Source organism: Cupriavidus phytohabitans, assembly GCF_000426345.1.
GTDB lineage: Bacteria > Pseudomonadota > Gammaproteobacteria > Burkholderiales > Burkholderiaceae > Cupriavidus.
Genome location: NZ_AUFE01000002.1, coordinates 169,599 through 184,264 on the forward strand (window position 1 = coordinate 169,599; position 14,666 = coordinate 184,264).

Below are 14,666 nucleotides of genomic sequence, written 5' to 3' on the forward strand. Positions count from 1 at the left end.
TTGTCAGGGATGCGCCCGCGCGGGTTCGGCCAGGGGCTCCGGCGCGAAGCGATCGCCGTCTTCGCCGATGGACTCGATGGCGATGCCGCGGGTCTCGGGCAACAGCAGCATGCCGAATACCGCGAAGGCATAGGCCACCAGGCAGAATGTCCCCATGGCATTGGCCAGGCCAATGTGAGTGGAGAGTACGCCGACGCCGACGACGGAACCCGCGCCCACCGACTTGCCCACGTTATAGGCGAAGCCCATGCAGGTCGTGCGCACATTGGTCGGAAACAGTTCGCTGAGGAAAGGCCCAAGGGCGGCGAACATGCCGATTGCCGAGAACCCGACCAGGAACCCCAGGACGGCGGCGAGCGTGGTGTTCAGCGGCAGCAGCATGTAGCTGACGGTGACGATCCACGCGCAGACCGACAGCAGGATCAGCGTCGGCCGCCGCCCGATGCGATCGCACAGGTCGGCTGCGAACGCGAAGCCGCAGAACGAGCCGAAGGCCATGATGAAGACCGTGACGATCATCGATGTCGGTGCGACGCCCCGCTGGCTGAGCAGGGACGGCAACCAGACCAGGATGGCATAGCAGCCGGCCTGCAGGCCGATCACCAGCACGCTCGACAGGATCAGTGAACGCGCGTATTTGCGGCTGAACACCGAGGCCAGCGAAGCGCGCGGCGCGCGGCTTTGCCGGGCGCGCTCGAACATCGGCGCGTCCTTGATATGGCGCCGGATGAACAGCACGATCGACGCGGGGATAATGCCGCTCCAGAACGCCACGCGCCATGCCAGCTCCTGCGGAAGCCAGGCCAGCAGCACCGTCGCCACGACGACCGCCAACGCCCAGCCCAGCGCGAAGCCCGATTGCGCATAGCCCATGGCCTTGCCCCGATGCCTGGGGTCGATCACTTCTGCCATCAGCGCCGCGCCGACCGCCCATTCGCCGCCGAAGCCCAGGCCCTGAAGCATGCGGGCGACCACGAGTTGCTGGTATGTCTGGGCGAAGCCGGCGAGTACGCCGAACAGTGTGAACCAGACGATCGCCACCACCAGGATGCACGCGCGGCCATAGCGGTCGCTGAGTATGCCGGCACCCCAGCCGCCGATGGCGGTAACGATCAGCGCCACCGTCCCAAGCACGCCGACTTCAGCCTTGGTCAGCCCCCATGCAAGCGTCAGGGCGGGCAGCAGGAAGCTGAACATCTGCATGTCGAAGGAATCCAGCGCCCAGCCCGAATAGCATGCCCAGAACGTCTTCTTCTGCTGGGCAGTCCCGGTCTTGTACCAAGTCAACATGGTTGTCTCCTGTATTGCGTTTCGTTCTTTGTTTGTCCGGCGCCCCGGCATGCATCGATGCCCGGGGGCGCTGGCCTTCCCGGCGGGATTCAGGCAGGCTCGGCCATGGCCAGCGTGGAGAAATCGAGATCCACGTCTGTGACTGACTGGAGCGCCTGCGGTGACATGTCGCCGATGATCTTGATGACCGACACCCCTTGCGCACCGATGGCGAAGGTGCCGAGTTCGGTGTAGACGCGGCTCACGCAGGCAAGCCCCGTCAGCGGATAGCTGCATTGGCGGCGCAGCTTGCTGGCACCGTCCCTGGTCATGTGGTCCATCATCACGAACACGCGCCTGGCGCCGATGGCCAGGTCCATGGCGCCGCCGACCGCGGGAATGGCGTCGGCTGCCCCCGTGTGCCAGTTGGCCAGGTCGCCGCGTTGCGATACCTGGAATGCTCCAAGCACGCAGATATCCAGATGGCCGCCGCGCATCATGCCGAAGGCGTCGGCATGATGGAAAAAGGCCGCGCCTCGCTCCAGCCGGATGGCTTCCTTGCCCGCATTGATCAGGTCCCAGTCTTCCTGCCCGGGCTCCGCAGCCGACCATTGCCCGAGCACGCCGTTCTCGCTGTGCAGGATGACTTCGCGGTGACGGGGCAGGTGGTTGGCCACCAGGGTCGGCAGGCCGATGCCCAGGTTCACATACGATCCGTTGGGGATGTCGCGCGCCACGCGCGCGGCCAGAAGGTTCTTGGCTACTTGGTCCATGGTTCTCAATCCGCTTGCATGGGCGCAGCTTGTGCGTGCGCGCTGTCGCGCAGCACCACGCGGCTGACGAAGATGCCGGGCGTCACGATGGCTTCCGGGTCCAGCTCGCCCAGCTCGCAGACCCGCGCCACCGCGGCGATCGTCTGGCTTGCCGCCATCGCCATGACGGGAGCGAAATTGCGCGCGGTCTTGTTGTAGACGAGGTTGCCCCAGCGGTCGGCCGCCTCCGCATTGATCAACGCAACGTCCGCATGGATCGGATGCTCAAGCACGTAGCCGCGCCCGTCGATCTGGCGCGTCTCCTTGCCCTGGGCCAGCAGCGTGCCAAAGCCGGTCGGCGTGTAGAACGCGCCGATGCCGCTGCCGGCGGCGCGCAGGCGCTCCGCCAGCGTGCCCTGCGGCACGACTTCCAGCTCGATCTGGCCGGCGCGGTACAGGGCTTCAAAGACATGGGCATCGCGCTGGCGCGGGAACGAGCACACCAGCTTGCGCACGCGACGCGCCTTGAGCAGCGCAGCCAGCCCGGTGTCGCCGTTGCCGGCGTTATTGCTGACTACCGTGAGATCGGTGGCGCCCTGTTCGATCAGGGCGTCAATCAATGCATCGGGCATGCCGGCGCCACCGAATCCGCCGATCGCGATGGTGGCGCCGTCGGGGATGTTGTCCACCGCTTCGCGCGTCGTTCTGCAGAGCTTATCGATCATGTCTCGCTTCGTTGTTGTCTGGCGAGACTAGGTTGCCATGCAGCCGGCGGCCTCACAATTTCGGGTTCTGCAAGCACCCTTAGCGCTGGCTTAAGGCCCCGAAGGGAGCGCGCGAGCTAGCTGCCGCTGACCCCCGGTGCATAGCGGCCGATCAGCCGGTTGGCAAAATCACGGGCGAAGCTGGACAGGCCGTCGAGGTCGCGCGCGCAAACCTGGAAGGTTCGCACGGCCCAGTCATCGCGCAGGTCGCAGGCGCCGATCGGCTGCTCGCCCTTGAGGCGCGCGAACGCGGCCTTGGGCATGATGGCGATGCCGGCGCCGGCTGCGACCATGCGGCAGATGGCATCGTAGCTGGCCACATGCACGCGGATGGTCATGGGCTTGTGCAGCGCGCCTGCGGCGCGTGTCATGAACATCTGGAAGGCGCTGCCTTCGAGCAGCGCGACGAAGGCATATTGCAGCGACTGCTCGAACCAGACCTCGCGCTGCGTCAGCAGCGGGTGGCCTAGCGGTGCAACCAGGATCAGCGCGCTCTTGACAAAGGGAACGGCCTGCAAGCCGGCGGTGGGCACATTGCCGGAGATGATGCCGAGGTCGGTGCCGCCTTCACGCACCAGGCGGACAATGTCATCGCTCAGGCGCTCGCGGACATCGATGCGTACATCCGGATGGCTGACAAGGTAGTCACCGATCACCGGGGGCAGGTACTCCGTGATGGCCGTGGTATTGGCCACCAGCTTGAGCTGCCCGGAAAGGCCTGCGGTGAACGGCTGGAGGTTGCCCGTAAGCCGTTCCAGCTCGGCAAGCACCACGCGGGCATGCTGCAGATAAACCTCGCCGGCTGCCGTCAGCGTCACGCCCTGGGGCGAGCGCTCCAGCAATCGTACCCCCAGCGTGTCTTCAAGGTTCTTGATGCGGTTGCTGACCGCCGGCACGGAGAGGAAGGAACGCTCCGCGCCACGGGTCAGGCTGCGCGTTTCCGCCACATTGACGAAGAGGCGGAAATCGGTGATGTCGAAGGGAACGGCCATGCTGCTGGTCTCGCGGCGTACTGACTGTGCCACCGATACCCGCGTCGGCGGGCATGCGGCGGCGGGATAACGGCCGCCGCGTCGCTACCAGGTGGCGGGCTCGAAGCGGAAGCCTGGGCCCTGGCGCCTGACGTAGCCACAATAGGGCTCGCCGAAATGCACTGGCAGGATCAACGCCTCGCGCTCGGCGGCGTCATTCAGGAAGGCCAGGCGCGTGCTGCGCGCCAGGTCGGGGCGGATGCAATAGCCGGAGTTCACGTCAGGGCGAACGATCTGCAGCGGGCTGTGCAGGATATCGCCGCAGAAGATCGCCTCTTCGCCGCGCGAACGGATGCGGAACGCCACCTGGCCGGGACTATGGCCCGCAGCGGGTTCAACCTGCAGGCAGCCCGCGATCTCCTGCCCGGCCACCATCATTTCCGCCAGACCTTCGCTGACCACTGGCATCACGCTGTCAAGGAAGGACTCACCAAACACGTCCACCACGCCCGGCTCCTTGTTCCGGCCCTCGTCGCAGAAAGTGAAGTCATCCTTGGGGATGTAATAGCGCGCGTTGGGAAAGGTAGGCACCCAGCGATTGTCCTGCCAGGTGGTGTTCCATCCGACGTGGTCCGCGTGCAGGTGCGTCATCACGACATGGGTGACCTTTTCCGGCGGTGCGCCAGCCGCGATCAGCCACTCGCGCACCAGCGTGTTCAGCCTGTGCATGCGCGCGATGCCGGCACGCGGCTTGAAGTTGCCAACGCCCGTATCGACCACGATGATGCTGTCCCCCGCATGGACCACCCAGAACTGGATCGTCACGATCAGCTTGTTCATGTGCGGTATCCAATGGTGCGGCGCCATCAGGTCAGCATGGGCATCAAGCACGGCGCGGTCGATGTCGGGGAACAGGAACGCGGGATCGTGCGTCGGCCCCGCATATTCGAGGATGCGGGTGATCTTGAGGTCGCCGAAGGCGCGCGCTTGCATCATGTGGCTTGTCTCCGTTTGGTGTTGTGAGTGCCCAGCGGCGAGGCCGCTTGCGGCATGGCCGACGCCGGCTTTGATAGGCATCGAGCATCGGCGATCTTCGTCGCCTCGCCAATTTCGCAATCCAAAAGAGGGGTTTCAGGCAGCTTCATGCATGACGCTGCAGCACTGCGGCGGAGGATCGATCAGGACAGCAGCGAGGTCTGTCACTCATGGATTCGCGACCATGACTGAACCAAATTGCCAGTCGGCCGGAGTATGGGCCCTGGAGTTGCAGGCGTCCAAGACAGAAAAAGTTGTTTCCCATACCCGATGGGTATGGGAATAGCGCGAAGTGTCGAGACAGTCGGACACGTTGCCGGGTGAGCCCGAGCACTGTCCGCGCCCTTCTAGCCTTCGCCGGCGGCGGCAGCCTGTCTTCGATCCACCGCGTCTTTCGGCTGCCACGACACCGCGATATCGCCGTCGATGAACGTCTGGCAAGCCAGCCGGAAGCCCGCTGCGAGTTCGTCTTCCGTCAGCAGTTTCTTTTCCTTCGGCTTGATCGCATCGGTATGTTCGCGGCCCTTGTCGATGCGGCACTTGCAGGTGCCGCACAGGCCGCCGCCGCACTTGAACGGAATGCCGCCCTGTTCGCGCAGCGACACGCGCAGCAGGTTGCTGTTGGCCGGCGTGCTGACCGTCTTGCCGTGGTTGGTGAGGAAGGTGATCTGGATCATGGCGATGAATGCGTAGCGTGCGCGCGTGAGGCTTCAGGATCGGCCCCCACGGCGACCGGCGTGGGCACGAGGGCGATGTCCATGCTGCCGAAGCTGGCCAGCTCGCGCAGCGCGGCGCGGGCGGCCTCCAGCGTGGCGTACTTGTCGAGGAACTTGGTCGATACCAGGTTGATGATGCCGGGTGGGGTTTCCTCCTGCACCCGTACCTTGGTATCGGCCGCCAGCTCGGCGATGACAAAGCGGGCCGTGCGCTTGCCGTAGAAGACGTAGTCGTACGCCTCGACCGCGGTCATGCCGCCGGTAGGCTCGGTGCGGAACTGGCCGGGGCGGCTGGTAAGCAGCACGAACATGTCAGGCTCCCGCGATTGCCGTGGCGAGCGCGGCGGGGGCAGGCAGGTCGTCCTGGGCCAGCTCGATGTCATGCTCGATCCAGAGCTGGCACGCCAGCCGGTATCCCTGCTCCAGCCGTTCGCCGAGCTGCTTCTTTTCCTTCCAGTTGGGCGGCGGCAGGTGCTCGGCGCCGGCGAGCACGCGGCAGGCGCACTTGGAGCATTTGCCCATGCCGCACTCGTAGCGCAGGTTGGGGTAGGGGAACTGCCGGATGCCGGCGCGGACAACCAGGTTGGTCTGGGGCTTGACCTCGTCGGTGAAGGTTTCGCCTCGCTTGTGGAAGGTGACTTTGGGCATCGTTCGGTCTGGGAATAATCAGGGAAATCCGGCTGCGGTGGCGATGCTCGCGCGCGCCTACGACCACAACACCATTGCCGCCACGGTGGAGCAGCCCAGCCCGATCAGCACCGGGATCAGCAGCGCGCGCACCGCTTCCAGCACCGGCACCCGGGCGAAGCCGGCCACCGCGATCAGCGATGACCAAGCCACCAGCGTGCCGCCGCCGGTCCAGACCGCGCCCATCTGGCCCACCGCGGCGAGCGTGGCCGGGTCGAAGCCGACCACCGGCCCGAGCGCGCCCGCCAGCGTGCCGGTCAGCGGCAGGCCTGCGAAACCGGAGCCGTCGATGCCGGTGATCATGCCGACCAGCAGCACCCCGAAGGCGACCAGCACGTGGTTGTCCGGGATCATGTGCTGGTAGGCCTGGATCAGCTCGAACAGCAGGCTCGGCGCCTTGCCCGGCGGCAGGCCGAGGATCTGCGCGGCAGTTTCGCCCGCGCCCACGAAGAAGAAGCCGGCAATCGGCAGCACCGACCCCATCGCCTTGAAGGCGAAGACGAAGCCATCGGTGATGTGCTCCGGGCAGACGTCGAGCATGCGGCGCGGGCCTTCGGCGGCCAGCGTCGCCAGCATCATCAGCACCGCCGCGACGCCGCCGACCAGCGCGGCCGCGTCGCCGCCCTTGAGATCCTGCACGCCGGCGCCGAGCTTGGGCAGCACCATCACGGCGACCACGGCGAGGAAGGCAACCGGCGTCACGATGGCGAAGCACTTCGACCACTTCACCCGGCGCCTGGCGACCATCGACAGGCTTGCCTCGATATTGCAGTCGGTGGCAAGCGGTTCGTTGTGGGCGGTGCCCCTGGCGATCTCGGCCTTGTCGAAGGTGATGCCGCCGTCGATCGCCTCGGCGGTGCCGCCGGCCTGCGCCTGCCAGCGGTCGAGCAGGGTGCCGCAGGCCGGCACGATGTGCTTGCGCATCGACAGGTATGCCAGGCATAGCGCAATGCAGCCGGTGATGATCGACAACGCCAGCGCGCGGTCGGCCACCACCGCGGCGCTGACCGCCGCGCCGGCGGCCTTGGCACTGATCCCCGGCGCGACGCCGATCACGTAGTCCGACGACAACGCCATGCCTTGCCCGGCAATGGCGATCGCCATCGCGCCGGCCAGCGGCGGCAGCCCGGCCGCGATCGCGGCTGGCAGCAGGATGGCCGAAACCAGCGGCACGGCCGGCGTCGGCCAGAAGAACAGCGAGATGACGTAGGTGATGCCCGCCAGGATGAAGAAGGCCGAATGCCCGTTCTTCATCACCACGCGGAAGGGCTCGACCATGCGTATGTCGGAGCGCAGCGTCTTGAGCGCATTGAGGAGCGCCGTCATGAAGGCGATCACCAGGAAGATATTGAACAGCTCCTTGGCGGCAACCAGGCTCGCGGAAAACACCCCGCCCAGTGCCGACACCGGGCTGCCGGTCAGCGCAAAGACGACCAGGGCGGTGCCGACGATCGACGGGACGACAACATTGGCGCGCAGGATCATCGTCAGCACGATGACTGCTACCCCTGACAGATAGATCCAGTGCGCGGCACCGATCACGACTTGTTGTGACATGAAGACTCCCTGGGGGCGGAGGGGTTTGTGGAGGGCGGATTCCATCGGACTGTGCTGCATCCGCTTCGGTATACTATATTCCAGCCTGTCGCCGCGCCAAGCGATTTCTCATCCGGAATTACGCCTAGACGAAGGCGGTGCAGATTCGCTCAAGACCGCACATTTATTGGGAATTTGGCCCGATCCGCTTTCCTTTCGATGGTGCATGGCGGCGCAATCCGGTTGCTCGGCATCACTACGATATGTAGACTGTATACCGTTTAATATTGATTCTGGCCGGACAAGCGAGCCAGATGAGCAGGACGCGTGCCTGCCGTCCCGGACCGTGCTCCAAGCCAGCCCGGCCGTCCGTCAACCAGGCCTCGCCACCGTGCCTTCCGCCATGCCCGATTCGTTGCTTTCGCTGCTGCCCGCCGGTCTGTCCGTCCCGGCCTACCTGTCGATGGGAGCGCTCATCCTGACGGGCGCCTGCCTGCAGGGTGTGGGTGGGATCGGCTTTGCCATGCTGTCGGCGCCACTGGGCGCGATCTTCTTCCCGGACCTGGTGCCGGGGCCACTGCTGGCAATGGGCTGCTGCCTGTCGCTGATGGGCGCCTTGCGCGAGCGCGAGGCCATCGTCTGGGACATCGCCGGCTTTGCGCTGACAGGCCGCGCCCTCGGCGGGGCCGCGGCGGTGCTGACCATCGCATGGCTGGCGCCAGAACCGCTGGCGGTGCTGTTCTCGCTGTCGATCCTCGCCGCCGTGGCATTGAGCCTGCTGGGCTGGCGCCTGCTGCCTGGCGCGCGCAACGTGGTCATCGCGGGCACGCTGTCCGGCTTCATGGGAACCATCACCTCGGCGGGCGCGCCGCCGTTCGCGCTGGTCATGCAGCATATGGCGCCCGCGCCGATGCGCGCGACCATGGGCTGCATCCTGTCCGGCGGCGCCGTGCTGTCGCTCGCCATGCTGGCGCTGGCGGGGCGCTTCGGCCTGCCGCAACTGGTGCTGGCGCTGGTGCTTGCGCCATTCCTGCTGGCCGGCTTCGCGCTGTCGAACCGGCTGCGCGGGCGCGTGTCGCCCACCGTGGTGCGCCGCTTGCTGCTGGGCCTGTGCGCGGCCGGCGCGCTGGGCGTGCTCGGCCGCGCGGCCTTTGCCTGATGCCGCCGCCCCCGCGGCGCCTCCGATTCTTTCGCTTTCCAGGTCAACCTAACCAGCGGAGTTCCCATGCAGCACATCACAGACGCGATGATCGATGCCCACGTCACCCCGGAAGATGCCCGGCAGGTCATGGAGGCGGCGTTTTCCAGCTTCGGGCGTGGCGATGCCGCGATGCAGGAGCGTATCCGCACCGAGGCCGGCGGCGTCAAGCTGTCCACGCTGGGGGCGGTGATCCCCCAGCAGGGGGTGGCCGGGGCCAAGGTCTACACCACCATCAACGGCCAGTTCTCCTTTGTCATCCTGATCTTCTCGACCGACGACGGCAGCCCGCTGGCTTCATTCGACGCCGGCGCCATTACGCGCCTGCGCACGGCGGCGTGCACCACGCTGGCCGCGCAGAGGCTGGCGCGTCCCGGTGCGCGCACGCTGGCGTTGTTCGGCGCGGGCACGCAGGGCGCGCAGCACGCGCGCCAGCTCAGTGCCACGCTGGGGCTGGAACGCATCCTGGTGTCCGATCCGCATGCGGACGCCGGCATGCCTGCGTGGCTGTCGGCGCTGTGCGGCATCCCGGTCGTGCTGGCGGAGCCCGATGCCGCGGTGGCCGAGGCCGACGTCATCGTCACGGCCTCGCGCGCGACCACGCCGCTGTTCGCCGGCGCGTCGATCCGGCCGGGCGCCTTCGTGGCCGCCATCGGCTCCAGCTTGCCGCACACGCGCGAACTGGATGACGCCGCGCTGCGCCGCGCCGCCGCGGTGGTGGTGGAGTGGCGGCCGCAATCGACCCGCGAGGCCGGCGATATCGTGCTGGCCGATCCCGAGGCGCTGCCGGCGGAAAAGATCGTCGAACTGGCCGACGTCGTGCTCGGCAAGGTGTCGCCAAGGCAGTGCGACGACGACATCGTGATCTACAAGTCGGTCGGCGTGGGCCTGGAAGACGTGGCGCTGGCCGGCCTCGCCTGGTCGCGCATCGCCGGCGGAGCGGAGCGCCGCGCCGCGTGAGCGCCGCCGAGCGCTCCAGCGCCGGGTAAACACTGACGTGATTAGTCAACACAACCCTTGTCGTCGCTGGTTGACTGTATATAGTATACAACCATGCCAGGCCGATCTGTCTGCAACCCGGGCCCGGCATCCAACCCACCGAATCGCCCCACATCGCCAACCAGGAGCCCCCGTCATGGCCGAACTGATGAACCGCGAAGATTTCCGTGCCGCCCTTGAAGAAGCCATCAAAGGCAAGAGCGCCAACAAGGCGCCGTTCAGCGTGGCCTGGGCCAGCGGCAAGCTGACCCGCGCCCATCTCGCACGCTGGGCCGAGAACCACTATCACTACGTCGGCCCGTTCGCGGATTACCTGGGCTACATCTACGCCCGCACGCCGGACCGCTATACCGAGGCCAAGGACTTCCTGCTTGCCAACATGTACGAGGAAGAGATCGGCGGCGACCGTCACACCGACCTGCTGATCCGTTTTGCCGAAGCCTGCGGCACCACGCGCGAGCGCGTGATCGACCCGGACAACATGTCGCCCACCACGCGCGGCCTGCAGAGCTGGTGCTATGCGGTGGCCATGCGCGAGGATCCGATCGTGGCGGTGGCCGGCCTGGTGGTCGGGCTGGAGTCGCAGGTGCCGTCGATCTACCGCAAGCAGACCCCGACGCTGCGCGACAAGTACCAGTTCACCGACGAAGAGGTCGAATTCTTCGACCTGCATATCGTCTCGGACGAGATCCACGGCGAGCGCGGCTACCAGATCGTGCTGGAGCACGCCAACACGCCGGAACTGCAGCAGCGCTGCCTGAAGATCTGCGAGATCGGCGCGCAGATGCGGCTGTTGTACACCACGGCGCTCTATCACGACTACGTCGAGAAAGAGCTGCCGCTGCCCGAACTGGAGATGGCCGCCTGAGCGGCGCCGCGCACCCGCACCGACGATGACCATATTCCTGAACCATATCGACGGCGAATGGACGGCCTGCCAGTCGGGCCGCACCTTCGACAACGTCAACCCGGCCGACACCGCCGACATCGTGGGCCGCTTCCAGGCGTCGTCCGCGGTGGACGCGCAGGCGGCCGTGGCGGCCGCGGCGGCGGCATTTGCCGGCTGGAGAAAGACTCCGGTCGGCAAGCGCGCCGTCATCCTCAACCGCGCGGCGGAGCATCTGGAAGCCAACGCCGACAGCATCGCCGCCGAGCTGACCCGCGAGGAGGGCAAGGCGCTGGCGCTGGCGCGCGACGAGGTGCTGCGCTCGGCCCAGACGCTGCGCTTCTACGCCGTGGAAGGGCAGACCTTCACGGGTGAGGTGTATCCGAACGACGACCCTGACCAGCTCGTCTACAGCCAGCGCGAGTCGCTGGGCGTGGTGACGGTGATTGCGCCGTGGAATTTCCCGGTGTCGATCCCCGCGCGCAAGATCGCGCCGGCGCTGGTGACCGGCAACACGGTGGTGTTCAAGCCATCGTCCGAGGCGCCGCTCTCGGGCTACCGGCTGGCCGAGGCATTGATCAAGGCCGGCTTGCCCAAGGGCGTGCTGAACTTCATCACCGGCAGCGCCGCCGAGATCGGCGCAACCATCACCGAGGCGCCGGCCGTGCGCGCGATCTCGTTCACCGGCTCGTCGCGCGCCGGCGAGCAGATCCACCGCGCCGCGCCGCTGACCACGCGCACGCAGATGGAACTGGGCGGCAAGAACCCGCTGATCGTGATGGAAGACGCTGACCTGGATCGCGCCGTCGACCTGACCATCAAGGGTGGCTTCTCGTTGTCGGGGCAGGCGTGTACCGGCACGAGCCGCGTGCTGGTGGCCGAATCCGTGAAGGCGGCATACACCGAACGCCTGCTGGCGAAGGTCGCAACGCTCAAGGTCGGCAGCGGCATGACGCCGGGCATGGATCTTGGGCCGCTGGCCTCGCACAAGCAGCTGGAAACGGTGCTGCGCTACATCGACATCGGCAAGTCCGAGGCGACGCTGCTGTGCGGTGGCACACGCCTGGCCGGCGGCGACTTCGACAAGGGCTACTACGTCGCGCCGACGGTATTCACCGACGTGACGCAACCGATGCGGATCGCGCGCGAGGAGATCTTCGGGCCGGTGATCGCCATCATCGGCTTCACCGATTACGCCGACGCCATCGCCAAGGCCAACGATACCGAGTACGGCCTGGCCGCGGCCATCGTCACCCGCAACCCGCGCTATATCCACCACTTCGCCACCGACATCGAAGCGGGCACGGTCAAGATCAACCGCACCACCACCGGCAACCTGGTCAACGCGCCATTCGGTGGGGTCAAGCGGTCGAGCACTTCGACCTTCCGCGAGTCGGGCCGCACCGGGCTGGAGTTCTATACGCAGGTCAAGACGGTCTACCGGGGCGCCTGAGCCCGGCCGTCGCAAGGAGTCACAGACATGAAGAAAGCCATCAAGCTGGAACTGCGCGAAGCGCGCCACATGGTTGCCGCCGCGATCCGGCGCTCGGAGGAAATCGGCGTGCTGGAGTCGATCTGCGTGGTCGACGAGGGCGGCTACCCCCTCGCGCTGGAGCGCATGGACGGCGCCCGCATCACCGGGCCGCAGATCGCATGGAACAAGGCCTTTACCGCCGCGGGCCACAAGCGCTCCACCCACCTGTTCACCACGCCGCCCAACGGGCCGGCGCTGCCGGGCAACGAGGCCTTCGGCATCCAGTGGAGCTTCGAGGGCAAGTTCGCGGCATTCGTCGGCGGCTTCCCGATCGTGGTCAACGACGAGGTGATCGGCGGCATCGGCCTGTCCGGCGGCAACGGCGAGCAGGACACACAGGCCGGGCTGGCGGCGCTGCAGGCGCTGGCCGAGCTGCTGGCGCCGCAGGACCTGAAGGTGCTGGTGCAGGCCGACATCAAGAAGTAAGTCCAAGTCAGTCTCAGCGGAGGTTCCATGTCGTACCGCATCCAGATCGCCGAAACGCAGCAGGTCTTTCTTGTCGAGCGCGGCGAGACGCTGCTGCAGGCCGCGCAGCGCGCCAGCATCGCCTTGCCGCACGACTGCCAGCTGGGCGGCTGCGGCACCTGCCGCATCCGCCTGCTCGACGGGCAGGTGCGCTACGACGAGGAACCGTTCGGCCTCGCGCCTGACGAAGCCGCCGCCGGCTACGCGCTGGCTTGCCAGGCGCAGCCGCTGGCCGACCTTGTCATCAGCACCGCGCGCGAGGACGAGGCCTGCGCCGAGCCCGCGCGGCACCGCGCGGTGGTGCAGGCGGTGCGGCCGCTGTCGGCGGACGTCATGCACGTCGAGCTGGAGGTGCCGGACGCTGGCGCGCTCGACTACCGCCCCGGCCAGTACCTGAAGCTGCTGAGCGCCGACGGGCTCGTGCGCAGTTTTTCGATGGCATCGGTGCCTCGCGACGGCCGCGTCGACCTGCACGTGCGCCGCATTCCGGGCGGCGCCTTTACCGACGGCATCCTGCCGCGCATGAAGGCCGGGGATGCGATCGACGTCGAACTGCCGCTCGGCAACTTCTTCTATCGCGCCCGCGATTACCGGCCGCTGCTGATGGTGGCCACCGGCACCGGCCTGGCGCCGATCAAGGCGATCCTCGAATCGCTGATGGGCGATCCCGACTGCCCGCCGGTGTCGCTGTACTGGGGCATGCGGCGGCCGCAGGACCTGTACCTGCACGACGACATCCCCTCATGGGGCGAACGGCTCTATGACTTCCAGTATGTTCCGGTGCTGTCGCGTGCCGGGGCGGACTGGCAGGGCAGGCGCGGCTATGTGCACGACGCGGCGCTGGCTGATCTGGGCGACCTGAGCGAACACGCCATCTACCTGTGCGGCTCGCCCGACATGATCCGTGACGGCCGTGCCGCTTTCCTGGCGCACGGGGCCAGTCCGGACCATATCTACGCGGACAGCTTTACCTTCCAGCACCCTTGTTAAGACATGGCGGTATGCAAGAAGAAGGCTGGTATACAATGACGCCAGCCTTTCCGCTTACGCCTCTGCCGACCCATGTCCCTCACTCCGTCTTCCGCCGCGCCCGCCGAGCCGCTGAGCCTCGGCGCCAGCCACTCGCCGCTGTTCGCCCTTGTCACCGACAAGGTGCGCGAAGGCATCCTGAACGGCAAGTACGCGCCAGGCGAGCGGCTGGTGGAAAACAAGCTGTCGGCGGAACTGGGCGTGTCGCGCATCCCGGTGCGCGAGGCGCTGCGCGCGCTGGCGAGCGAGGGGCTGGTGCTGATCGAGCCGCGCCGCGGCGCGACCGTGGCGAGCCTGTCGCCGGTGATCGCGCGCGAGATGGTGGAGGTGCGCGCCACGCTGGAAGGCCTCAACGCCAAGCTCGCCGCACAGCGGCGCGACCCGGCGCTGGTGGCGGAACTGGAAACGGTGCTGCGCCAGGGCATGGAAGCGGCCGCACAGGGCCGCGCGGATGAGCTGCTGGCGCTCAACACCCGCTTCCATGAGGTGCTCGGCACCATCGCCGCGAACAGCGTGCTGCAGGAAATGATGCGCTCGCTGCGCGAGCGCACCGCGGTGCTGTTTGGCCCGGCCAACGTGGTGCGCGCGCGCCAGAATTGGGACGAGCATGCCCAGATCCTGCAGGCCGTGATCGCCGGCGACGCCGACCTTGCCGCGCTGCTGGCCGCGCGCCATGTCTACAGCGCCGCCAAGGCGGCCGACCTGCCGGTGGGCGGGCAGGGCGCGGCGCAGGCGGCCTGAGCGAAGGCTGCGGCCCCGGGCTGCCAGCCGCTCCCGGCCGGTATTTCCCCAATCCGCGTTGCCATTGCCATTGCATGCCCCGCA

16 protein-coding genes are annotated in these 14,666 nt (G+C 67.2%); 7 read left to right on the plus strand and 9 right to left on the minus strand.

Annotated features, from left to right (window positions below; all coding sequences use genetic code 11):
• Positions 1–3: 3 nt before the first annotated feature.
• The 9 genes from K309_RS0102450 to K309_RS0102490 all read right to left on the minus strand — a co-directional run bounded on the left by K309_RS0102450 (position 4) and on the right by K309_RS0102490 (position 7,751).
• On the minus strand, positions 4–1,290 hold the full coding sequence (locus K309_RS0102450) for an MFS transporter (protein WP_029044936.1): 1,287 nt from the start codon (positions 1,288–1,290) through the stop codon (positions 4–6).
• Positions 1,291–1,379: 89 nt separating this feature from the next.
• Positions 1,380–2,042, minus strand: a complete 663-nt coding sequence (locus K309_RS0102455) for a 3-oxoacid CoA-transferase subunit B (RefSeq protein WP_029044937.1) — start codon at positions 2,040–2,042, stop codon at positions 1,380–1,382.
• A gap of 5 nt (positions 2,043–2,047) precedes the next feature.
• Positions 2,048–2,746, minus strand: coding sequence for a 3-oxoacid CoA-transferase subunit A (locus K309_RS0102460; RefSeq protein WP_029044938.1), 699 nt, complete (start codon positions 2,744–2,746; stop codon positions 2,048–2,050).
• A gap of 116 nt (positions 2,747–2,862) precedes the next feature.
• Entirely contained in the window at positions 2,863–3,777 is a 915-nt protein-coding gene (locus K309_RS0102465) for a LysR family transcriptional regulator (RefSeq protein WP_029044939.1), read from the minus strand.
• A gap of 84 nt (positions 3,778–3,861) precedes the next feature.
• On the minus strand, positions 3,862–4,752 hold the full coding sequence (locus tag K309_RS0102470; protein WP_029044940.1) for an MBL fold metallo-hydrolase: 891 nt from the start codon (positions 4,750–4,752) through the stop codon (positions 3,862–3,864).
• A 386-nt stretch (positions 4,753–5,138) separates the two neighbouring features.
• Positions 5,139–5,468: a 2Fe-2S iron-sulfur cluster-binding protein gene (locus K309_RS0102475; RefSeq protein WP_029044941.1), complete on the minus strand. Its 330-nt coding sequence runs from the start codon at positions 5,466–5,468 to the stop codon at positions 5,139–5,141.
• The gene (locus K309_RS35795; protein WP_051320301.1) at positions 5,465–5,818 is read right to left on the minus strand and encodes a hypothetical protein; all 354 of its coding nucleotides are present in this window, start codon (positions 5,816–5,818) and stop codon (positions 5,465–5,467) included. Before K309_RS35795 ends, K309_RS0102475 begins: the two co-directional genes overlap by 4 nt.
• Position 5,819: 1 nt before the next feature.
• Complete coding sequence (locus K309_RS0102485) at positions 5,820–6,155, minus strand: 2Fe-2S iron-sulfur cluster-binding protein (RefSeq protein ID WP_029044942.1); 336 nt, start codon at positions 6,153–6,155, stop codon at positions 5,820–5,822.
• Positions 6,156–6,212: 57 nt separating this feature from the next.
• Positions 6,213–7,751, minus strand: a complete 1,539-nt coding sequence (locus K309_RS0102490; RefSeq protein ID WP_029044943.1) for a hypothetical protein — start codon at positions 7,749–7,751, stop codon at positions 6,213–6,215.
• Positions 7,752–8,133: 382 nt separating this feature from the next.
• On the opposite strand from K309_RS0102490, the gene K309_RS0102495 reads away from it, so the two are divergent.
• The 7 genes from K309_RS0102495 to K309_RS0102525 all read left to right on the plus strand — a co-directional run bounded on the left by K309_RS0102495 (position 8,134) and on the right by K309_RS0102525 (position 14,582).
• Positions 8,134–8,889 carry a sulfite exporter TauE/SafE family protein gene (locus K309_RS0102495; RefSeq protein WP_232232301.1) on the plus strand — a complete coding sequence of 252 codons (756 nt, stop codon included), beginning with the start codon at positions 8,134–8,136 and terminating at the stop codon, positions 8,887–8,889.
• Between the two features lie 66 nt (positions 8,890–8,955).
• The gene (locus K309_RS0102500) at positions 8,956–9,888 is read left to right on the plus strand and encodes an ornithine cyclodeaminase family protein (RefSeq protein WP_029044945.1); all 933 of its coding nucleotides are present in this window, start codon (positions 8,956–8,958) and stop codon (positions 9,886–9,888) included.
• A 175-nt stretch (positions 9,889–10,063) separates the two neighbouring features.
• Positions 10,064–10,795 carry an iron-containing redox enzyme family protein gene (locus K309_RS0102505; protein ID WP_029044946.1) on the plus strand — a complete coding sequence of 244 codons (732 nt, stop codon included), beginning with the start codon at positions 10,064–10,066 and terminating at the stop codon, positions 10,793–10,795.
• Positions 10,796–10,820: 25 nt separating this feature from the next.
• Positions 10,821–12,266, plus strand: coding sequence for an aldehyde dehydrogenase family protein (locus K309_RS0102510; RefSeq protein WP_029044947.1), 1,446 nt, complete (start codon positions 10,821–10,823; stop codon positions 12,264–12,266).
• Positions 12,267–12,293: 27 nt separating this feature from the next.
• Positions 12,294–12,773, plus strand: a complete 480-nt coding sequence (locus K309_RS0102515) for a GlcG/HbpS family heme-binding protein (RefSeq protein WP_013953475.1) — start codon at positions 12,294–12,296, stop codon at positions 12,771–12,773.
• Between the two features lie 27 nt (positions 12,774–12,800).
• Complete coding sequence (locus tag K309_RS0102520; RefSeq protein ID WP_029044948.1) at positions 12,801–13,802, plus strand: 2Fe-2S iron-sulfur cluster-binding protein; 1,002 nt, start codon at positions 12,801–12,803, stop codon at positions 13,800–13,802.
• A 72-nt stretch (positions 13,803–13,874) separates the two neighbouring features.
• Positions 13,875–14,582 (plus strand): GntR family transcriptional regulator, encoded by a 708-nt coding sequence (locus tag K309_RS0102525; protein WP_029044949.1) that lies wholly within the window; start codon positions 13,875–13,877, stop codon positions 14,580–14,582.
• Positions 14,583–14,666: the final 84 nt, after the last annotated feature.